This is a genomic window from Halorientalis sp. IM1011 (genome assembly GCF_001989615.1).
Lineage (GTDB): Archaea > Halobacteriota > Halobacteria > Halobacteriales > Haloarculaceae > Halorientalis.
Genome location: NZ_CP019069.1, coordinates 23426 through 42952 on the forward strand (window position 1 = coordinate 23426; position 19527 = coordinate 42952).

A 19527-nucleotide genomic window follows, 5' to 3' on the forward strand; every position below is an offset into this window, starting at 1 on the left:
GAGCGAAGCCCATGTCGTTACGCACAGCCGTCGTCGGCGGCGGGACGGTTTCGGGCAACCACCTCGATGGGATCGATTCGATGCCGTTGACGACGCTCGCGGCCTTCTGCGATATCGACGAGGACCGCGTCAGGGAGGTCGCGGCGGAGTACGGCGTCACCGGCTACACCGACGTAGAGACGATGCTGGCCGAGGCCGACCTCGACTGGATCCACCTCTGTACGCCGGTCGGAACGCACCTCGATCTGGCGACGAAAGCCATCGAGGCCGGGGTTCCGGTGTTGATCCAGAAGCCGATCACGGAGACCGCAGCGGAGTACGAGCGACTCGCCGAGGCCGCCCGCGAGCACGGCGTCCACGTCTCGGCGGTCCACAACCACGTCTTCGATCCGGCGATGCGGGAGCTGACGACGGCGCTCCAGGGCGACGCGGTCGGCGAGGTCCGGGCGGTAGACGTGCGCTACACCGGGCAGACCTACCCCGACGACGTGCGCCGGGGCGAGTGGGCCTTCGACCTCCCGGGCGGCGAGTTCGAGGAGGGCCTGCCACATCCGCTGTACCTGTTGCTCCGCGTTGGGGGGTATCCGCGGTCGGAAGAGGAGGTACAGGTCGTCACGCACTGCCGCGGCGAGTACGAGCGCCCGTTCACCTACGACGGGGCGAAGATCCAGTACTGTAGCCAGGACGACCTGCTCTGTAGCGCGACGCTGACGCCTGGGACGGTTCCGGACAAGAGCGTCACCGTCCACGGCGAGGACGGCGTGTTGATCGCCGACCTGATCTCACAGACGCTGGTGACGCTCGACCGGGATTATCAGGCCTCGCCGATCGCTCGCGCACGCAGCAACGTCGACCGCGCCATCGCCCGCCTCCGGGGCAACGTCGCGAACCTGCGGCGCGTGATCGACCGTCGCCGGAACGACGACTGGGAGACGAAAACGGAACTCGACGCCCACGCCTACCAGTTCGAGGCGGAAGCGCTGGCGCTCATGGGCGACCGCGAGCCACCGGTCCCGCTGGAGGAGGGCGGCTGGACGATCCGCCTGATGGAGGCGGTCCGCGACGCCGCGGCCGACCGGACCGAGGCCACGCAGGACGTGTCGGTCTCGAACTGATCGGCCCGACGGCCGTCGCAGTTCCTCAGCGCTCGTTTTCGCCGTCCAGTTTCTCGGGTAGCGGGTAGTGTTCGGCGGGGACGCCGGCCGCGAGCGTCTCGGGCGGCACGTCCTCGGTGACGACTGCGCCGGCGGCGACGAAGGCTCGCTCGCCGACGGTCACGCCCGGCAGGACTGTGGCGTTCGCGCCGACGGAGGCGTGGGATTCGAGCGTCGGGCCAGTCAGGCCCACGTCCGTCCTGAGGGGGTAGGGATCGTTCGTCAGGACGGCGTGCGGGCCGAGAAAGACGCCGTCGCCGACGGTCGTTTCGGGCGGGACGTACACGCCAGTCTGGACGCTCACGCCGTCGCCGACCGTGCAGGTGCCGTCGAGGACGGCGTTGGTCCCGAGGAGCACGTCGTCGCCGACGCTCGTGTCCTCCCGGACGATGGCGTAGTGGCCGGTCGTGAAGTTCCGGCCGATCCGCACGTCCGGATAGACGATCGTCCCCGATCTGATGGTCGCGCCGTCGCCGATCCGCGGCGGCTCCTCGCCCGCGTCCGGCGGCAGGAACTCGACCGACGATGCGATCTCACAGTCCTCGCCGATCCGTGTATCGGTCACGTTTGTCACCCCGGGAGCGACCGCGCCCGCGACGCACACGGTGGCCCGCCACCGGCCAGCCCCACCCGGTGAGTCGTGGCTTACCGCGGTAATGGCTTTGTTATGGGGCGTTTGCCCGCAGCATCACCGGGCGCGGACGACCCATCGCGTTGCGGTTCCGCCGTTCGAGACCGGTCGTCGGCGCGGACGGTCACGCCGCCACACTGGGCCGTCGTCGTGTCGCCCGGACACACTACTACGGTAAACGGTATCTTCGGCGTATCCCGATTTTCCGGATCGTAACGAAGTTACCGGCTACGGTATCCGGGCGGACAATGGGGACCGTCGTCCTCTCCGTCGACGCGGAACTCGGCTGGGGATTTCACGACTTCGCTGAGCCGCCCCGGGACCGCCTCGCGAACGCACGACGCGGGTGGCAGACGTTGCTGGACCTCTGTGAGGAGTATCGCGTGCCGGCGACGTGGGCCGTCGTCGGCCACCTGTTTCTGGACGAGTGTGACGGCCGACACGGTGACCACCCCGCGCCGCCGGGCTGGTTCGACCACGAACGGGGGAGCGACCGCATGGCCCGCTCGCTACGCTTCGCCGACGGACTGATCGAACGGACCGCGACTGCCGACGTCGACCACGAGATCGGACTGCACACGTTCTCGCACGTCGAGATGGGGGCGTCGGGGACGACCGCGCGGCTGGCGGACGCGGAGCTGTCGGCGGCCGTCGACGCCGCCCGCGAGTGGGGCGTCGACCCACGGCCGCGCTCGTTCGTCTTCCCGCGGAACGACGTGGGCAATCTGCAGGCGCTGGCCGATCACGGCATCACCTGTTACCGGGGGACCACGCCGACCGACCGGCGACGGTTCGACCGATACGGCGGTGTCGACCGTCTCGTTCGGGCGGCGCTGGGGAGCGCCGGCCCGCCGCTCGTCGAGCCACGGCGGGACTCGCTGGGGCTGGTCGACGTCCCGGCCTCGCTCTTCCTGTTTTCCGTCGAAGGCATCTTGCGTTCGGCCGCCGAGCCGTTCGTCGGCGATCCGGTCGCGGTGCTGGCCCGGCGCGGTATCGACCGGGCGGCCGCCAGCGACGGACTCTTTCACATGTGGCTGCATCCGAACAACCTCGCCGGGCCCCAGGACGCGGCGCGGCTGGCGGAGATCTTCGAACACCTCGCGCGCGTCCGGGCCCGAACCGATCTGGAAGTCCGGACGATGGGCGACGTCGCGGCCACAGTTCGAGACGAGACCGAGGCGGCGTCGACGGCCGTGGTGGCGGACGGAGCCGAATCGACGTAGCCGAGTCGGTTCGGGCCCTTTTCAGCCGGTGTTGTGTTCACAGAACGGCAGGTCCCAGCTGTCGGGGTCGGTGACGTCCCGACCTTCGACGGTCCAGGGGTCGGGCGCGTCGCCCGCCGTGATCGGCATGGTGATGAGGACGGTCGAGTTCGCGAGCGGCGACAGCGCCAGTCCGTCGTCGGGGCGGAAGCCGAACGACCGGAGCAACGACGGAGGGAGTCCCGACCCGGCGACGGCGAACACGTCCGTTTCCGGGTGGGTCCGGAGCAGGCGCTCGAACAGCGCGGCGATCGCCGGCACGCGTGTCTCGCCCGCGAGCGGTACCACGTCGGCGATCCGGGTCTCGGTCCGGTCCGCGAACTGGCGGGTGCCTGCCACGAGGCCGGCCACGGGATCGCCGTCCCGTGACGCAACGTAGCTGTCGTACTCCCAGTTGGGGTTCTCGAAGCGCCAGTCGTAGAACGCCCGATCCCGGTGAGCGTGGATCACGTCCGGCTGGGGGAGGGCGGCGACCTCGGCCAGCGTCTCGCTCGGGACCGTGGCGTGGCGCTCGACCTCGATCTCGTCGTGATGGTGGCCGTTTCGGCGGCGGTCACGGAGCCGGTGGTAGCCGTCGCTGATGCCGTCGAGGGCAGCGGCGGCGCGTTCGGGTGCCAGGCCGCCGAGTTTCTCGTCGAGGTACGTCGAGGGGCGCTCGATTCGGAGCCACGTCCGGATCGGGCCGACGGTGCGTGCGCCCATGTCGAGGTACGCCGGCCGCGAGCGGGCGTTCGGGATCGCGAACAGCAACTCGGGTTCGCGTCGCCGGTAGTAGGCGAAGGCGAGGTCGTTCATCCGGGAGAGCAGGCCCCGCCCGCGGTGGTCGGGGGCGACGACCGTGTCGGCGGTCTGGAGGCCGATCGTCGTCCGCGGGCCCGCCCGGAGCCGGAAGGGCACGAACGGGCGTGCGCCGACGACTTCCCCCTCGTGTTCGGCTACGAAGACCGGCGTGTGGACGAGATAGGGCGAGTCCTCGAACTTCCAGGCGAACCACTCGCGACCCCCGCCGAGTTCGAGCTCCGTGTTCCGATGGAGGTCGAGGTAGCCCTCGACGTCGCCGGGTTCGATCCGACGGATGTGGTAGGTCTCGCCCTTCGCTTCGTGTTCGATCACCGGGTCGGAATCGATGGCAGCTTTGGAGGGATCGAGTTGCTGGCTCATGGCGTCGCTCAGCTGGTGATCTCGGGCTGGTCAGTCTGGAGTCGCTGTTCGGCCTCGTCGCGGTCCTCGGGGTAGCCGATGTCTAGCCGCCACCCCTCCAGCGGGATGGCGTCGATGGTTCGGCCGCTCTGGAGCAGGAGGTTCACCGCGTCGGTGATCTCGAACTCGCCCCGGTCGGAGGGCTGGACGAGGTGACAGGCGTGGAAGATGGCCGGCGTGAACGTGTAGAAGCCGGTCATCACGAGGTTCGACGGTGGCTCGTCGGGCTTCTCGACGACCTCGACGATCTCGCCGTAGTCGTTGGTGTCACAGACGCCGTACCGGCCGGCCTCGTCGTGAGGGACTTCCTCCACGAGGAACGCGGCGTCGGCGCGGTCCTCCCGCTGCCGGCGGACGGCGTCCCGGAGGTTGGCCTCGAAGACGTTGTCCCCCATCATCAGCATGAAGTCGTCGTCGATCTCGTCTTCGACCGTGAGGAGGGCGTGGGCGAGTCCCTGCTGACGGCGCTGGTGGGCGTAGGTGATCGGGACGCCCTGGAACTCGTCGCCATAGTAGCTGATGATGTCCTCCTTCCGGTAGCCGACCACCGCCAGGAGTTCGTCGGCGTCCAGCTCGACCAGTTTCTCGAAACAGTGAGTCAGGATCGGCCGCCCGTCGATTTCGACCATTCCCTTGGGCTTGTCTTCGGTCAGCGGGCGGAGGCGCGTCCCCTCTCCGGCCGCGAGTACGACGGCTTTCATGTGACGGCCGTCCCCGCGGCGTGAGTAAAGTATGGGCGCGTTATCCGGGATACGGGGTCTGTAACGAACCGCGGATCGGTTCCGGGAGTGAGAGGGTGAGTGAGAGCGATCTCACATTCTGGATACTCTCTGGATACTCCCCCACATCCCCGCACCCCTCATCCCCGCATCCTCGCATCCCCGCATCCCCGCATCCCACATCCATCCCCGCACCTACATCCCTGCATCTCCGCACCCCACACACACCCCCCGTTTCGAGTGTTTCTCCCTGAGGAATGGTGGGTGGGGGGAAGAGGCCGTCTGGGTCGGAATACATATAAATAGATGTTTCCCCACACCCCGTTTCGAGTGTTTCTGCCGTAGTAACTGGGGTTACTACTACTACTTACTCTAGCTAGAGGAAAGAAATATAAATAAAGACAGACACAGCTCACGGAGTTTCGCTCCGGTGTAGGGTCGACAGCGACAGCCCTAGTTTACAATGGTATTCTAGAGCCCTCTTCTCGCTGATTTCGTTCACCACCCTCCCCCCACCGGGGGGACCCCCCTTTCCAATCACGCAGAACACTCGAAACGGGGGGTGTGTGTGCCCGGTCGTCGAACGAATTCGTCGTCCGGGGACGTTTCGACGGAATCCCTTCCGTTCGGGAAACGGGAAGTCAGGACAGTGGATAGCGCTGGAGGTCACTCTCGCTGCTATCTTCGACAGGCATCCCGTCGTGTGACCGTTCGGTCGCGAGCGACTCGGCGTGAGTGAGGGATTCCCAGAGGTCAGGGTTCGTCGGCGGTGACTCGAGGACGAGGCTGTCCTGAAAGTCGTCCGGAAGCCGAAGGAGGTCGTCCGCAGAACCGTTCGCGAGGTCCTCGGGGGGTACCAGCTCCGTCTTCAGGATGTCGTACTGATACCCCCGTTCGCGAATCGTGATCGCATCGAGCGACGGGCGGAGACAGCTCCCGTCGGGGATGCGAACCGTCTCGGCGGCTCTGAAGACGGTGAACCGGCTCCCGTCCTGCGTCGGTGTCAGGACCACCCGGTAGTCTTCGAGTGGGCGCTCTATCGTCGAGGTATGGATCGCGACGATCCACCCCCGCGTGATCTGCCCTCCGGCAGTTTCGACTGTCGTCTCCGGCGTGAGCCGCTCGTACATCGGCGTCGGTGTGTCGGTTGGCATGAGTGGCAGGGTGAGGCCCCGGAACGGGTGGTGAGTTCACGAAGGAACGTGTCGCCGTATTCCGGGAGCCCACCAGGACCGATGCTCGCCGGTCCAACCCACGGACTGGAGCGTGTGATCGACTACGGCCGCGTTCGACCGGTCCTGGTACCCCACAGTCCAACGGGTGGGTGTAAAAATCATTTTTCTGCAAACATGAGACGAGTCATATGACAGCGCCCTTTCCCCTCCCAGAACCCAGCCACTCCCCGTTCTGGCGGTCCTCTTCCCGTGCTACCGCACACCAATACGAGTATCTGAAAATACTATAATTATAGCACTTCGAGTCACAGTAATACACGGACCCTCACGCCGTCGCCTGCCGGAGGTTTTCCGATACCAACACCCGTGTACGAAGAGCAAGCAACGGGTATGACAATAATTTCTGAGAGGTTTTAGTATGTATGTATATGGTTTCGAATGAGACTGCGCTTTTCAGAACGTGCCAGTCGGACAGATAGCCGATACAGACTCTTACGGCCGTCTCTGTGACACTCCTCCAAAAACCACTACGTAATTGTATTCTATCATTATATGAACTCTGATAATTCTCTGTGTGTTGTCCCTCGTATAACACTCGATACCGGGGGTAGATCCGACAGACGCCGAACTTACATCGTAGTCCGCCAGAACTCGTGGTACAACAATCGAGAATATGGCACCTACGGGTATCGTATTGAGACCGCACACGAAACGACATCGTCAAATCATCGACTGTGAGGAGTCACCGGTCGACGGACACGACCGAAGTACAACATGTGATACTCAGACGGGCGCAAATAATATCGGGAAGTGCTGTCCCTACACTCCCGTTTTGTCCCTCTATCTACAATCTATGGGGTTTCAGAGACGAACAGTACGTTACATCTCAGACAATACACCATACAAATATCAACGATGAGTATGAACACTCACAGAGAAGTCATCGTTGCGGGGGACGACTACGCGACCGACCGTCCCCGACCGGGCGAGGCGGCAGGCAAGTATGAACGAGGACTCAGTCGATTCGGCGGACACGAGCGACCGATCAGACGGCGGCGTCGTCGAACTCCGGCTTCGGGATTCGGTCATCGACACGACGATCACGAAGATGGAGGACCAGTTGCAGGTGGAAGTCGTCACGGAGTTCGACGACGGCACTTACGACGTCTCCACGTATCGGTTCTACCTGACGCGGGCCGACGAAGCCGTCCCGAAGTACGAGGTCGACGCGAAGTTCAGGCTGATCGTGGCCGCGAAGTTGCTGGACGAGGGCTACGACCCCGCGATGTGACCGGCGCGACTGACCGATACGAACCCGGAAATCCGGAAACACCCCTGCATCGCTTACGTAGCTCTCGTTCCTGGCTGCAGGTATGACTCGGTCCGAGCGGATTCCGGAACTGCCGACGCTAGAGCCGGGGCTCCAGTTGCTCCAGACGGCCGACGACGAACCGCCGGTCAGGCCACTGCAGTCGCTGGTGATCGATACCCTCCTTCTGGGGCCCTCGGGCGGGACGGCCGTGTGGATCGACGCGCTCGACCACGCGCGCACGGACACACTAACGACACTCGCGCCCAGTTCGCAGATCCTGGATCGGATCCACCTGGCGCGGGGCTTTACGGCCTACCAGCACGCAGCGATCGTCGAACGACTCTTCGAGGCGTTGCAGTCACCCACCGAGCACACGACCGACCAGCAGATCACCCCCGACGAGGTCTCGGTGATCGTCTGTCCCGCCGTCGACGCCCTCTACCGGGCCGACGACGTCGGGTCCGAGACCGCCAGAGAGTTGCTGTATCGCGTCCTCGCCCGGTTGCAGACGCTCGCCCGGCAGCTGGAGGTTCCAGTGCTGGCCTCGCAGTGGCAGCGGGATTCGCTGTCCGAGCCGTTCGCGACCGCCGCGGACGGCACGATCACGTGCCGGCGGACCGACCACGGGCTCCGGTTCGAGACGCCCGATACGGAGACGCTGGTGTACCCCCTCGACGACGGCACCGTCCAGACGACGCTCGCCTACTGGGTCGAGATCCTCGACGCGAGACGGCCGCTGTACGACCGGTACAGCGTCGGGACGACCGAACCGATCTCGTCGGCGACGCTGGAGGGGTGACGGATGGGGCGAATGAATCCGACGTTCCGGCGGGTCCTCGGGACGATCGAGGACAGCTGGGAGTCGTACCGGCGCGCGCTGCGCCGGCGCGACCAGCAGTACTTCGACGCGCTGTTCGAGTACGCCAATCAGTACGCCGACGCCGCGGGCTATCTCAACCGGGACACGCCCATGATAGCCGTCCTCTTCTCCATCGCGCTCGGTCAGGAGAAACGCCGTCAGGAACTGGAGGAACGGGTGGCCAAACTGGAGGAGCAGGAGGCCGAACTGAAGGAAGAACTGGCCGAACTCGAACGACGCGTCGCCGAGTTCGAAGCGACGGGTGGTGACGATGGATAGGCACGGAACCGCCGAGCGGGCGATGGAACGCGAAAGGGGGCCCCATTCGATGTTCACAGTCGACTTCCTCGACGGTCGCGTCCGCGTCTGGTCGACGACCGCGGATGGTGCCGAGTACGAGATCGACGAGGAGTACCGACCGACGCTGTACGCATCCTCGACGGCGGGCGTCGACGACCTCGCGGAGCGGGTCCGCACCCTCCCGTACGTCGACCGCGTCGCGATCGAGCGATACCGGACCGCGTTCAGGAACGACCCGGAGCGGGTCGTCCGGATCGACGTCGAACGCATCGACGACGTGCGGCAGGCGGCGACGCGCCTGCGCCGCTGGGGCGACCCGGGCGAGTGCAGGCTCTACAACGTCGACTTCTCGCCGGAGTTCCGGTACTGCCTGGAGACAGGTACCTGCCCGGCACCGGACCGGGACCTCACGACGCTCGAACTCGCCGTCGACCCGGTCGCACTGGCCAACGACGACCTGCGCACGGTCCGGATCGACGGGGAGTCACACGGCGGCTCGATCCCCGAGGTTCTCGAGACGATCCACGCTCGCGTCCGGACGGTCGACCCGGACGTCCTCGTGCTGAGCTCCGGGGACATCGTCCCGACGGTGTACGAACTGGCCGACGAACACGACCTGGACGTGACGCTCGGTCGCGAACCCGGGTGGCAGCGACTCGCCGCCGAGTCGACCTACACCAGTTACGGACGGGTCGGCCACTCGCCCGCCCGGTACAACCTCCCCGGCCGCGTCATCGTCGATACGTCGAACACGTTCTTCTACACCGAGACGAACCTGCAGGGGTGTCTCGACCTCGTCGGCCGGTCGTGGAAACCCCTCCAGGAGTTGTCGTGGGCGTCGATCGGGAACGTCCTGACCGCGATGCAGATCCGGGAGGCGCTGGCCCGGGGCGTCCTCGTCCCGTGGAAGTCCTGGCGGCCGGAGCAGTTCAAGACGGCGCGACAGTTACACGCGGCCGACCGCGGCGGGTTCACCTTCTCGCCCGACGTCGGCGTGCACGAGGGGGTCCACGAACTGGACTTCAGTTCGCTCTACCCGAACATCATCCGCGAGTACAACGTCTCGCCGGACAAGATCCGGTGTGACTGCCACGCCGCCCGCGAGGACGTCCCCGGGCTCGGATACGCGATCTGTGACGAGCAGGGGTATCTCGCCGACGTGCTCGGGCCGCTGATCGACGACCGGGACGCGATCAAAGCGGAGATCGAGGCGGCGACGGATCCCGAGCGGATCCGCGAACTGGAGGGGAGATCGGGCGCGATCAAGTGGATCCTGGTCTCCTGTTTCGGTTATCAGGGGTTCTCCAACGCGAAGTTCGGTCGGATCGAGTGCCACGAGGCGATCAACGCGTTCGCGCGGGAGATCCTCCTCGACGCGAAGGCAGCCCTCGAAGCCGGCGGCTGGCGGGTAGTCCACGGGATCGTCGACAGTATCTGGGTCACCGCCCGGGAGGGCGAGTCCCAGCGGCCGCTCACCGAGATCGCGTCGGAGATCACGGCCGAGGCCGGCATCCGACTGGAGTACGAGGGCGAGTACGACTGGATCGCGTTCGTCCCACGGCGCGACAGCGACGTCGGCGCGCTGACGAAGTACTTCGGGAAAGTCGCGGGCGAATCCGACTACAAGTACAGAGGGATCGAGTGTCGCCAGCGGAGTACGCCGGAGTACGTCGCCGACGTGCAGACGGATCTGATCGAGGTGTTCGAACGGCACCGCTCGCCCGAGCCCGTCTGTGATCGGTTGGCGGCCGAACTCGACCGCCTGCAGGGCGGGGGCGTCGATCCGGAACGGCTGGTCATCGACAAGCGTACTTCGAAGCGTGTCGACGAATACGGGCAGTACACCCGGACCGTCTCGGCGCTGGAACGGACGGCCGATCAGGGCCGGGATCTACACCCCGGACAGCACGTGGCGTACGTCGTGGTCGACGATTCGAAGTCCTCGCGCGAGCGAGTCACGCTGGCGTCGGAATCGCCCGAGGAGTACGACCCCGACTTCTACGGCGACCTGCTGGTCCGGGCGGCCGAAAGCGTGCTGTCGCCGATCGGCTGGCGAAGGGACGACATCGGGGAGTATCTGGCGTCGACGAACGAGACGACGTTGACGCGGTTCAGCGGACCGACTCGAACGTGAACGACGTGTCCGGGCGGATGCGGCCGGCGGCGTCTGGCTGGACGTCGGAGATCTCCACGCAGGGCGGATCGGACGGACTGATAGCGAACAGCGGGATGACGTCGCCGGTGAAGATGGCGCGGTCACAGAGCGTACTCCGGATCTCGGGGAGCGCGCCGTCGGCCCGCGGCTCGGACGCACCGGCACGGTATCGCAGTCGGACGTCCGACGCGGGTTCGATCCGCGCCGGTTCGATGGTGACGGACTCGCCGAGTTCCACGCCGGCGTTTTTCCGGAGGACTTCGTCCATGTAGATCCGGCCGGAGTGCCAGTCGTCGGGGTCTGAGTGTTCGACGCGAGCGTAGGTGATTTCGGTGCCCTGAATCTCGATCGGGTCTCCGGGGCGCTGTCCGATGTGTAACAGCGACGGGGCACCGACGAGCGCGGACTGGCCCCGCCCCTCGGCGAGCGGGCGATTTTCGACTTTGAGTCTGACACCCCGACGTCGACGTGATCGAATCCGGCTACTGGTCATAATTAGAATACAACCATTCGGTTACACATCCGTTATTGGGGAGGTCGTCAGGCACCCACAAAATATTTTCTCCAAGTAATAGATAGAGGACACAACCATCGCCGAACTCGCGTTTCGGGCGCGACGGCCTCGACCGGAGCGCCGCTTTCGCGGGCATCATTCGGTCCGATAGAACTCGGGAGAGTAGCTTTCTCACGCGGCCGAAGGGACCATTTCAACTCCAGTGTTTCTGCCCCAAAACCCCCGGATGGAAAGGGTATCGGCAGTCGAAACCGTTCGGGCCTGCTAAATTACCTGGAATATTACCATATGTCCACACTACGGGGACACTCGTTGGTATTTATACCTGTCAGTATACGTCAAATATAGATTATATAGTGCTACATAGCCACATTCATTATCCCCAGCGATAATAATTCGGGTCCCGATTCCGGGAGCGGCGAGATCGGGAGGTGATCCGATGCAATGTGTAGTGTGTAGTGAGGCGAGTTCGTACAATCGGGCCGTCATCGACGTGGTGAACGAGTCGGAACTGGGTGCGCTGTGTCCGGCGTGTGAAGACGAACAGTTCGGGCGGAGTCTCGAAACCGGCGACTGGACGGACGAGGACTGTGCACTGTGTACCCGGGACGGGTTCTACGCGTTACCGGAGTGGCGAGCGTACGTCGTCGAGATCGACGGGAAACGGATCGCTCGATCCGAATACTCCCTCGAACCCCCGGTCCCGCACCTCTGTGACGTTCACTTTACGGAGATCACCGGTGAGACGTCGAGTCGAACCGTGACGCCGGCAGTACCGTCATCACAGTAACTATGAAGTGCCTGTCCTGTGGCCTGGAGGCGGGGTTTCGACGACTCGTCGTGCACACCGATTCCCTGGAGAAACACGGGAGCCTCTGTTCGAGCTGTGAATCGAAACTGCAGCGGCTGGGGGTGACCGACGACGCCGACGATCCGGAGCACGGCGACCAGTGCGTCCAGTGCCGCAGAACAGGCGTGTTCGCGTTGCCGGAGATGCAGCTATCCGTCGACGAAGAGACCGACGGCGACGAGATTCTGTACGAATACGAGATCGTCGAGGGGACGCCACGGCTCTGTACGGATCACCTCGAATCGCTCCTGCAGGAACCGCGGCAGGTCGACCCGCTGAACATGCTCGACGACAGAATCTGAGAGGGTTTCAGCAGAGGGCTCCGGTCTCCAGGCGGTCCGCGTCGTCGCTGTTTCACTCCGCCGTCGCGGGCCGTGCGGTGAACTCTCGCCAGTACGAGACCACCCAGTACCCGAGCCCGGTGCCGATCAGTCCGGCCGCGAGGAAGTAGATCACCAGCTGTGACCCGAAGACGCGGTCCGGATACCGGATCGCGTAGACGATCCCCTCGCCGGTCAGTCCGAGCAGTACGAACCCGAGCAGGGAGATGCCGACGGACCCGAGCATCGCCGTCACGCCGTCGGCGTCGTACGTGATGAGACCGAACATCGAGGCGACGAAGACGACGGCCATGCCGAGCACGTACACCGGGAGCCGCGACTGTGTCGCCACGAGCGCACCGGAGAGCAGTCCCAGACCCCCGACGAAGCTCGTGGTGAAGACCAGCGAGCTCACGAGAACGAACAGCACGGTCTGTTCCGCGAAACTCAGATCGGGGAGCGAGACCATGGCGGACTCTCTCGCGTTCGGCGCAAAAATCTACTGGCGGTGAGAGGTCGTTCGACTGAACCGTCCACTCGACCGTCGTATCGGTCAGAAGGCATTTACTCGAACGCTCCATAGGGACGGGAGATGACCGACCCTCCGGAGGAGATCACGGTTACCGTCGACGGAGGGACACTGCCGGTCGTCGACCTCCTGACCGGCCGGGGATTCATCACCGGCAAGTCGGGGTCGGGAAAGTCGATGACGGCGAGCGTTATCGTGGAGGAACTGCTCGAACACGACCTGAGTTTTCTCATCGTCGACACCGACGGCGAGTACTACGGGCTGAAAGAGCAGTACGAGGTCCTCCACGTCGGCGCCGACGACACCTGTGACGCGACGGTCGGTATCGAACACGCCGAATTACTCGCCACGCTGGCGCTGGAAGAGGACGTCCCGATCGTTCTGGACGTCTCGGGCTACCTCGACGAAGCGCGGGTCAACGACCTCCTCGAAGCCGTCGTCCGGGAACTGTTCGTCCGGGAGAAGAAACTGAAGCAACCGTTCCTCCTCTTCGTCGAGGAGGCACACGAGTACCTCCCCGAATCCGGCGGCCTCGACGACCTCGGTGAACGGTTGCTCCAGGTCGCAAAGCGCGGCCGTAAGCGGGGCCTCGGGATCTGTGCCATCTCGCAGCGGCCGGCGGCGGTCGACAAGGACTACATCACCCAGTGTAACTGGATCGTCTGGCACCGACTCACCTGGAACAACGACACCGACGTCGTCCGGCGGATCATCGACGCGGACGCCGCCGAGAGCGTCGAGACGCTCGAGAACGGTGAAGCGATCCTCATGACCGACTGGGACGAACGGGTCCGGCGCGTGCAGTTCCGCATGCGCGAGACCGTCGACGTCGGCCAGACGCCCGACTTCTCGGAGGCGTCGGTGCCCGACCTGAAACCGATCGACTCCTCGATCGTCGACCGGATCGAGGCGGTCAGTCCGTGGGACACGGCGGGCGAACCGGACACGGGCGAACCGGCGAACTCGGACGACGGGTCGGATAGCTCCGACGAACACGACGACGCGGGAACGGAGACGGAGACACAGACGGAGTCGGACGGGTCGACGGGGACCGCCGACGATTCGCGGACGTCGACCCGGTCGGCGACGGATTCGAACCACGGAACTGCAGCGGGTTCGAACCACGGGACGCGCGACCACCTGTTGCTCGAACTCGGCGACATGATGGTGTACCTCTTCGGGGTGCTACACAGCAAGGGCGTCCGGGTGACGGACTCGGTCCGGCATCGGATCCGGAGTACTGCCGGGCCGGAGTCCAGTGGGCGGACGGCGTCGACGGCTCGGACGGGGCCGCTGTCCCATCGCCTGCTGTTCGTCGCGCTGGCGGTTCTCGGCGTGTTGCTCGTGGCCGTGTTGATTCTGTGACGGTATCGCCGGTCGACATAACTCAGCTATCGAGCACCCGCCGCCGGACGAACAGGTAGATCGGGCCCGTGATCGACGACGCGATCACAGAGCCGACGATGAACGCGCCGGCGAGTGACGCAGCGATGGCCTGCCACGTCGAGGGTAACTCCCACAGGACGGTCGAAAGCAGCGTGAACCCCGCGCCGCCACCGACGATGTACAGCCACGGATTCGATAGCCACCCGTCGACGGGCAGATCCTGTGCGTCGCTGTAGAGGGTGATCGTTCCCACGATCGCGTGCAGAACGTAGATCCAGTAGAGACCGACGACGAGGACGCCGCCGATCGCTCCCAGTCCCCCGAGGAGGTCCAGTTCGTCGACCAGCAACGCACAGATGCCGAGGAGCGTCGGGACGTACAGCAGCCACGTCGGTGCGGCACCGAGATACCCCGAGCCGCCGCCGGCCTGTGACCCCGTGATTACGATGTCATCAGCTGTATACGGCGCTTCGTCGGGGACGACGATCTCGATCTGGTCCTCGTCTCGCAACTGGAGTTCGAGCGTCCCGTCCCAGCGGGAGGAAATCTCCCGATCACCACCGTTGTCCTGGATGTGAACTCTACCCACAGCCGCCACCTCCGTGGGCTGAACGCTGTCCGTGGACAGCGCCGTGGGCGACTCCGTCAGATACGCACGTGGTTTCGATCATTGTTGGTTCGTTCGGGTCGGCATCACCGGAGCGAAAGCGATGCCTCTGACCGGGGAAACGCTTTTACCCACGATGGGAGAAGGACGTGATGTTCCACCAACCCGTCCTTCTGACGTAGTTTCCCCTAGCGAGAGCTACAGAGAACCTACAGCCGAATTAATATTGTGCTGTAATTACAATATATCTTAATTATGAACGGTGAGGGGACGTCTGCTCGGGACGAACCGCACGACGGCGTCGGCTCTGTACGACAGAACGGCGCGAACGAACGTATAAAGCGATCCGATATTTGCCGATAAACTAAGATAGCTGACACTCGTCGAGCGGTGAAATACTGGCCGTCGTCGGGGCATGACCGGCGTGTCGGACCTGCGACGTTACCGAGTCGTTAGATAATTTTTCTGCCACAGTTTCGACTCGACACGTGGAGAACGAGCGGTGAAGGGGTCCCGGCCGGTCGGCCCGATAACACTCGAAACGGAACTGTGAAACGAACCTACCGTATTTCTATCGGAGAGTGCAAGTACCCGGAACGGTACCGGAACGAACTCGGACGGTATCCGGCCGGTCAGTGCAGGAATCGCGTGATGCCAGCCGAATACGGGCGGCTCGGGACCGGGACGGGCCCCCGAACCCGGAAATCCGGAAGTTCCGGAAACACCCCGGGTAGATATTTCGTCCCCACGACCGAACATGACCAGTGTGATACAGAACGCGCGGGTGTTGCAGGACGATTTCCTCCCGAAGGAGATCGTCCACCGACACGAGGCGGTGAACCAGATGTCGAAGGCGCTGGAACCGGTCCTGGAGGACGACCGGCCACAGGACACGTTCCTCGTGGGTCCGTCCGGTGCCGGGAAGACCTGTATCGCCCGGTATACGGTCGATCAGTTACAGGAACAGGTGCTGGACATCAAGAGCCACTACATCGACTGCTGGCAACACTCGAATCGATTCCGCGTTCTGTACAAGATCCTCGAGGGTGTCAAGACCTCCTACGACATCCATCGGTCGACGCCGGAAGACGAGATGATCGCACGGATCCAGAGCGTCGACAGTCCGTACCTGCTCATCCTCGACGAGGTCGACCAGCTCGACGACATGGAGGTGCTCCGGAAGCTCTACCCGATGCCGCACATCACGATGGTGCTGATCGCGAACCGCCGGGAGGAGGTCCTCTCCACGCTCGACGAACGGTTGCAGTCGCGACTCCGCAGCAGCGTGACGATCAGGTTCGATCGGTACACCCAGGCGGAACTGGTGTCGTTGCTCGACGACCGGATCACGTGGGGGCTGGCCCCGGACACGATCACGACCGACCAGGTCCACCGCATCGCCGACGTCGCCGCCGGGAACGCCAGGGACGCGATCAGCATCCTCCGCTCGGCCGCTCGCAACGCCGACCACGAGGGGGCGTCCGAGATCCGCGACAGCGACATCAGTTCGGCCATCCCGGCCGCTCGCGAGGAACTCCACGAGCAGAACCTGAAAAAGCTGAACGAGGACCAGCACGCGGTCTACGACATCCTGACCGACGAAGGCGAACTCCCACCCAACGAGATCTACGATCTGTACGCGGACCGCGTGTCCGAGCCGAAGACGAAACGGACCGTCCGCACCTATCTGCGAAAACTCGAAGATTACGACCTCGTCCGGGCCACCGGGAACGGCCCGAATCGAACCTACGAGGCGCGAGATCGGTGACCGGACAGGTTATCTTTCGTTTCAAATAGATTGTATACTACCGGACGTGCCGACTGTATGACGACACTCGGACCGAATGTTTACCGGGACGGGACGGGGATTCACGATCGCTGTAATACGCACCCCCGCCGTGTCGGTTGGTTTTCAGCAGTTGCGTATCACCTCCTAATCATGGTAGGTATTCGATCGTCGGACCGCAGTCTGTGGACGAATTCATGAAACGTATGGTACTATTACCATCTACCGGCGGATCGTATCGTGTTTGCAGAATAACACTCTTTGTACTCGGGAGCCGAATGTAGACCTGCCCCAGTGCAGCACCGGGGTGGGTCACGGTGACGGATCACCGTGCCCGGATGCCGTGGGTGATCACCGAGGCTGAGCGAACGATCCGACGACGGTCAACCGCTTACGATACCATGTTCGACTCGATACAGAATCCGAACGAGGGGAATTCGATGCACGACCGAACCGGTTCAGCGACGGAAATCCGCTGGGAGGGTGACGAGCCGTTCCACGTCGCGTTGCTAGACGCGGTCGAGTTGGCGACGAACGTCGAGGCGACCGATCTCGACCCCATCTCCGAGACGGTCGACGTCGAATCGGTCGCGGGGTTCGTCCGGAACAGCGACTCTCGTGACCTCTACGTCAGCTTCTCGTACGAGGGATGTTACGTCGAGGTGCGCGGCGACAGGTCCGTTCTGGTCACGCCGTTCCGGGACATCAACCCGAATTGAATCGCGACCGGCGAAGCACACCCGGCGAGGATGTCGGAGTTCCAGTCGCGACTTCGTCTCAGTGGGCTGGCGCTGACTACTGTCGACGGATCGCGGAGAAAGCCGATTGCGAGTAGGGGCCCGACGGCCGGTCAGGCGCCGAACGATTCGAGACTGTACTGGTCCGTGTCTTCGGGACTCGGGACGATGCCCGCCTGGTTGAGTACGGAGTCGTCACCGTCCGAGTCGTATTCGAGTCCCTCGAAGACCAGTTCCGGTTCTACTTCGAGCGTGTGGATGTAGGAGCGGCCACCCGCACGGCCGAGGTTTCGCTCGTCACGCTCTAGAAGTCCGTACAGCCGGATCGAATCCAGGAAGTCGTTCAATCGGCGCTTCGAGCGCGGTTCGTATCCGCAGGTCTTGCAGATGTTCTTGTAGACCTGATAGATGTTCTTCGCCCGCGGTTCGGCGCTCTCGTCGATGTTCAGGAACGTCGTCGCGAGGAGTGCGAGTTTCATCTGGGACGTCAACTGATCGCGGACGATCGTGAGGACGCGCTGTTCCTCGACCCGGTCGCTGGCGCGCTCGACGTGGTCTTCGGTGACTGTGTCGGCGTTTTCCTTCCGTGCGATGTTCCCGGCGGTCTCCAGGAGGTCGAGTGCCTCGCGCGCGTCACCCTGTTCCTGCGCGGCTTTCGCGGCACAGAGGGGAATGACGCCGTCCTCGAGGACGCTGTCTTTGAAGACGAGCCCGGCGTAGTGATCCAGAATCTCGCTCAGCTGGGTCGCGTCGTACGGCGAAAAGAAGATCTCGGACTCACAGAGTGTGCTCTTGACCCGCGGATCGAGTTCGTCTTTGAACATGTGATTGTTCGAGATCCCGATGACCCCGATCCGGGCGTTTTCGAGGTCGCCGTTCTTGCGTGCACGCGGGAAGTCGTACAGGAGTTTGTCGTTGTCGTGGCCCAGCATGTCGACCTCGTCCAGGACCACGAGGACGTCGCCGCCGAGCCGATCGAGTTCGTCGTAGAGAGTGTTCCAGAGATACCCTTTCGTGGGACCCTGATCTTTGACCTGATCGTCCGGGTCCCGGAGTTGATTGACCAGTTCCAGAAGAACGTTGAAGATGCTGTCGTGCTTGTTGCAGTTGACCTCGAGGATGGTCAGGTCGACGTCGTGTTTGTGGGTCTCGTTCTGGAGGTGGTCCATCATCACCCGTGTGACGACGGTCTTCCCGTTCCCGGTCTGTCCGTAGATGAAGACGTTGTTCGGCCCGAACCCCTCGATCACGTCCTGTAGAGCCTCGCTGTAGCGATCGATCTCCTCGTCACGACAGAGGATCGTATCCGGCGTGTAATCCTCCTCCAGCGGCCGCTTGTTCGAGAAAATCCGACCCGGTTCGTCGAACGGCGATTGCATGCGCGTGACACTCTCAGGCAACCGTCTTAAATTCCCGGTTCGAGTGTTTCGAGTGTTTCCCGTGTTCCCCGGCGACGCGACGCCGGGGAACCCCCTGTTTCAAGTGTATTACCCCGGCATGGAAGCTCTCGCCCTACAGATACGGGCTTTTGAGAAGGTGATGAAACGGTAACTATTCTCCACCCCGTTTCGACTGTTTCGCAGGACGCCGCGGGGACGAGAGCCGAGAGCAACCGGACAGGGACGGGGCGACGTTTCGTATCCGGGTATTGATACGACCCGGCGAGAGGGGCTACACGTCTCCAGTTACGCGAGTTCCGGGAGATCAGCGGGACGGCGGCGGGAAAGAACCACCCCGTTTCGAGTGTTTAGCCGACACAGAGCGACCCGGTGGGTGGGTTCGACCGCCAGAGAAACACTCGAAACGGGGTGGAGTGCAGTCCTATCATAATTATGTGACTAATGCCACTCGTTGAAGTTGTCTTACGGCCGATCCCCGGCACGTCGTCCATTTCGTGTGGAAATCACCCGCCAGTGTGGGTGCACATGTCTGACACATCTTTTTGATATTGGAAGTCAGATACGGTAAGACCTACAGAAGCATGCTGTGTCATCACGCTGGTGTCGAAAACCGAATACGTCGACCGTCGGG

The 19527-nt window shown here is 63.6% G+C and carries 19 protein-coding genes; 11 read left to right on the forward strand and 8 right to left on the reverse strand.

The annotated features are described in order from the left end of the window. Positions 1 to 11: 11 nt before the first annotated feature. Complete coding sequence (locus BV210_RS18945) at positions 12 to 1115, forward strand: Gfo/Idh/MocA family protein (RefSeq protein WP_077208377.1); 1104 nt, start codon at positions 12 to 14, stop codon at positions 1113 to 1115. Between the two features lie 25 nt (positions 1116 to 1140). Here BV210_RS18945 and BV210_RS18950 read toward each other — a convergent pair whose 3' ends face one another. Further along, entirely contained in the window at positions 1141 to 1719 is a 579-nt protein-coding gene (locus BV210_RS18950; protein ID WP_157526181.1) for an acyltransferase, read from the reverse strand. Positions 1720 to 2033: 314 nt separating this feature from the next. On the opposite strand from BV210_RS18950, the gene BV210_RS18955 reads away from it, so the two are divergent. After that, positions 2034 to 3008, forward strand: coding sequence for a polysaccharide deacetylase family protein (locus tag BV210_RS18955; RefSeq protein ID WP_077208379.1), 975 nt, complete (start codon positions 2034 to 2036; stop codon positions 3006 to 3008). 21 nt (positions 3009 to 3029) lie between these two features. Here the strand turns inward: BV210_RS18955 and BV210_RS18960 are convergent, their stop codons facing one another. The 3 genes from BV210_RS18960 to BV210_RS18970 form a co-directional block, all read right to left on the reverse strand. Next, on the reverse strand, positions 3030 to 4208 hold the full coding sequence (locus BV210_RS18960; protein ID WP_077208380.1) for a GNAT family N-acetyltransferase: 1179 nt from the start codon (positions 4206 to 4208) through the stop codon (positions 3030 to 3032). A gap of 8 nt (positions 4209 to 4216) precedes the next feature. After that, complete coding sequence (aglF, locus tag BV210_RS18965) at positions 4217 to 4948, reverse strand: UTP--glucose-1-phosphate uridylyltransferase AglF (RefSeq protein ID WP_077208381.1); 732 nt, start codon at positions 4946 to 4948, stop codon at positions 4217 to 4219. A gap of 659 nt (positions 4949 to 5607) precedes the next feature. Further along, complete coding sequence (locus BV210_RS18970) at positions 5608 to 6120, reverse strand: hypothetical protein (protein ID WP_077208382.1); 513 nt, start codon at positions 6118 to 6120, stop codon at positions 5608 to 5610. A gap of 1024 nt (positions 6121 to 7144) precedes the next feature. Between BV210_RS18970 and BV210_RS18975 the strand changes: the two genes are divergently transcribed. From BV210_RS18975 to BV210_RS18990, 4 genes are all read left to right on the forward strand, one after another. Continuing rightward, positions 7145 to 7432, forward strand: coding sequence for a hypothetical protein (locus tag BV210_RS18975; protein WP_077208384.1), 288 nt, complete (start codon positions 7145 to 7147; stop codon positions 7430 to 7432). 82 nt (positions 7433 to 7514) lie between these two features. Beyond that, on the forward strand, positions 7515 to 8252 hold the full coding sequence (locus tag BV210_RS18980) for a hypothetical protein (protein ID WP_077208385.1): 738 nt from the start codon (positions 7515 to 7517) through the stop codon (positions 8250 to 8252). Between the two features lie 12 nt (positions 8253 to 8264). Continuing rightward, positions 8265 to 8591: a hypothetical protein gene (locus tag BV210_RS18985; protein ID WP_371340837.1), complete on the forward strand. Its 327-nt coding sequence runs from the start codon at positions 8265 to 8267 to the stop codon at positions 8589 to 8591. A gap of 49 nt (positions 8592 to 8640) precedes the next feature. Beyond that, positions 8641 to 10746, forward strand: coding sequence for a type B DNA-directed DNA polymerase (locus BV210_RS18990; RefSeq protein ID WP_157526209.1), 2106 nt, complete (start codon positions 8641 to 8643; stop codon positions 10744 to 10746). On the opposite strand, the gene BV210_RS18995 is transcribed toward BV210_RS18990, so the two are convergent. After that, positions 10724 to 11260, reverse strand: a complete 537-nt coding sequence (locus BV210_RS18995; RefSeq protein WP_077208389.1) for a hypothetical protein — start codon at positions 11258 to 11260, stop codon at positions 10724 to 10726. The genes BV210_RS18990 and BV210_RS18995 overlap by 23 nt on opposite strands. Positions 11261 to 11720: 460 nt before the next feature. Between BV210_RS18995 and BV210_RS19000 the strand changes: the two genes are divergently transcribed. Both BV210_RS19000 and BV210_RS19005 read left to right on the forward strand, forming a co-directional pair. After that, positions 11721 to 12071: a hypothetical protein gene (locus BV210_RS19000; RefSeq protein ID WP_157526183.1), complete on the forward strand. Its 351-nt coding sequence runs from the start codon at positions 11721 to 11723 to the stop codon at positions 12069 to 12071. A gap of 50 nt (positions 12072 to 12121) precedes the next feature. Beyond that, positions 12122 to 12433 (forward strand): hypothetical protein, encoded by a 312-nt coding sequence (locus BV210_RS19005; RefSeq protein ID WP_157526185.1) that lies wholly within the window; start codon positions 12122 to 12124, stop codon positions 12431 to 12433. Between the two features lie 52 nt (positions 12434 to 12485). Here the strand turns inward: BV210_RS19005 and BV210_RS19010 are convergent, their stop codons facing one another. Further along, positions 12486 to 12920, reverse strand: a complete 435-nt coding sequence (locus BV210_RS19010; RefSeq protein ID WP_077208392.1) for a hypothetical protein — start codon at positions 12918 to 12920, stop codon at positions 12486 to 12488. Between the two features lie 123 nt (positions 12921 to 13043). Between BV210_RS19010 and BV210_RS19015 the strand changes: the two genes are divergently transcribed. Continuing rightward, positions 13044 to 14345, forward strand: a complete 1302-nt coding sequence (locus BV210_RS19015; RefSeq protein WP_077208393.1) for an ATP-binding protein — start codon at positions 13044 to 13046, stop codon at positions 14343 to 14345. Between the two features lie 22 nt (positions 14346 to 14367). Here BV210_RS19015 and BV210_RS19020 read toward each other — a convergent pair whose 3' ends face one another. After that, entirely contained in the window at positions 14368 to 14955 is a 588-nt protein-coding gene (locus BV210_RS19020; protein ID WP_077208395.1) for a hypothetical protein, read from the reverse strand. 775 nt (positions 14956 to 15730) lie between these two features. Here BV210_RS19020 and BV210_RS19025 point away from each other — a divergent pair. Both BV210_RS19025 and BV210_RS19030 read left to right on the forward strand, forming a co-directional pair. Further along, complete coding sequence (locus BV210_RS19025) at positions 15731 to 16741, forward strand: Cdc6/Cdc18 family protein (protein ID WP_253741761.1); 1011 nt, start codon at positions 15731 to 15733, stop codon at positions 16739 to 16741. Positions 16742 to 17199: 458 nt separating this feature from the next. Further along, the gene (locus BV210_RS19030; RefSeq protein ID WP_157526187.1) at positions 17200 to 17478 is read left to right on the forward strand and encodes a HalOD1 output domain-containing protein; all 279 of its coding nucleotides are present in this window, start codon (positions 17200 to 17202) and stop codon (positions 17476 to 17478) included. 131 nt (positions 17479 to 17609) lie between these two features. Here the strand turns inward: BV210_RS19030 and BV210_RS19035 are convergent, their stop codons facing one another. Continuing rightward, on the reverse strand, positions 17610 to 18875 hold the full coding sequence (locus BV210_RS19035) for a Cdc6/Cdc18 family protein (protein ID WP_077208397.1): 1266 nt from the start codon (positions 18873 to 18875) through the stop codon (positions 17610 to 17612). Positions 18876 to 19527: the final 652 nt, after the last annotated feature.

Excerpts from the sequence above, each read along its gene's own strand:
- BV210_RS18945 (WP_077208377.1), top strand. The coding sequence starts at position 12 with ATGTCGTTACGCACAGCCGTCGTCGGCGGCGGGACGGTTTCGGGCAAC.
- BV210_RS18955 (WP_077208379.1), top strand. The coding sequence starts at position 2,034 with ATGGGGACCGTCGTCCTCTCCGTCGACGCGGAACTCGGCTGGGGATTT.
- BV210_RS18960 (WP_077208380.1), bottom strand. The coding sequence starts at position 4,208 with ATGAGCCAGCAACTCGATCCCTCCAAAGCTGCCATCGATTCCGACCCG.
- aglF (WP_077208381.1), bottom strand. The coding sequence starts at position 4,948 with ATGAAAGCCGTCGTACTCGCGGCCGGAGAGGGGACGCGCCTCCGCCCG.
- BV210_RS18970 (WP_077208382.1), bottom strand. The coding sequence starts at position 6,120 with ATGCCAACCGACACACCGACGCCGATGTACGAGCGGCTCACGCCGGAG.
- BV210_RS18975 (WP_077208384.1), top strand. The coding sequence starts at position 7,145 with ATGAACGAGGACTCAGTCGATTCGGCGGACACGAGCGACCGATCAGAC.
- BV210_RS18980 (WP_077208385.1), top strand. The coding sequence starts at position 7,515 with ATGACTCGGTCCGAGCGGATTCCGGAACTGCCGACGCTAGAGCCGGGG.
- BV210_RS18985 (WP_371340837.1), top strand. The coding sequence starts at position 8,265 with ATGAATCCGACGTTCCGGCGGGTCCTCGGGACGATCGAGGACAGCTGG.
- BV210_RS18990 (WP_157526209.1), top strand. The coding sequence starts at position 8,641 with ATGTTCACAGTCGACTTCCTCGACGGTCGCGTCCGCGTCTGGTCGACG.
- BV210_RS18995 (WP_077208389.1), bottom strand. The coding sequence starts at position 11,260 with ATGACCAGTAGCCGGATTCGATCACGTCGACGTCGGGGTGTCAGACTC.
- BV210_RS19000 (WP_157526183.1), top strand. The coding sequence starts at position 11,721 with ATGCAATGTGTAGTGTGTAGTGAGGCGAGTTCGTACAATCGGGCCGTC.
- BV210_RS19010 (WP_077208392.1), bottom strand. The coding sequence starts at position 12,920 with ATGGTCTCGCTCCCCGATCTGAGTTTCGCGGAACAGACCGTGCTGTTC.
- BV210_RS19015 (WP_077208393.1), top strand. The coding sequence starts at position 13,044 with ATGACCGACCCTCCGGAGGAGATCACGGTTACCGTCGACGGAGGGACA.
- BV210_RS19025 (WP_253741761.1), top strand. The coding sequence starts at position 15,731 with ATGACCAGTGTGATACAGAACGCGCGGGTGTTGCAGGACGATTTCCTC.
- BV210_RS19030 (WP_157526187.1), top strand. The coding sequence starts at position 17,200 with ATGCACGACCGAACCGGTTCAGCGACGGAAATCCGCTGGGAGGGTGAC.
- BV210_RS19035 (WP_077208397.1), bottom strand. The coding sequence starts at position 18,875 with ATGCAATCGCCGTTCGACGAACCGGGTCGGATTTTCTCGAACAAGCGG.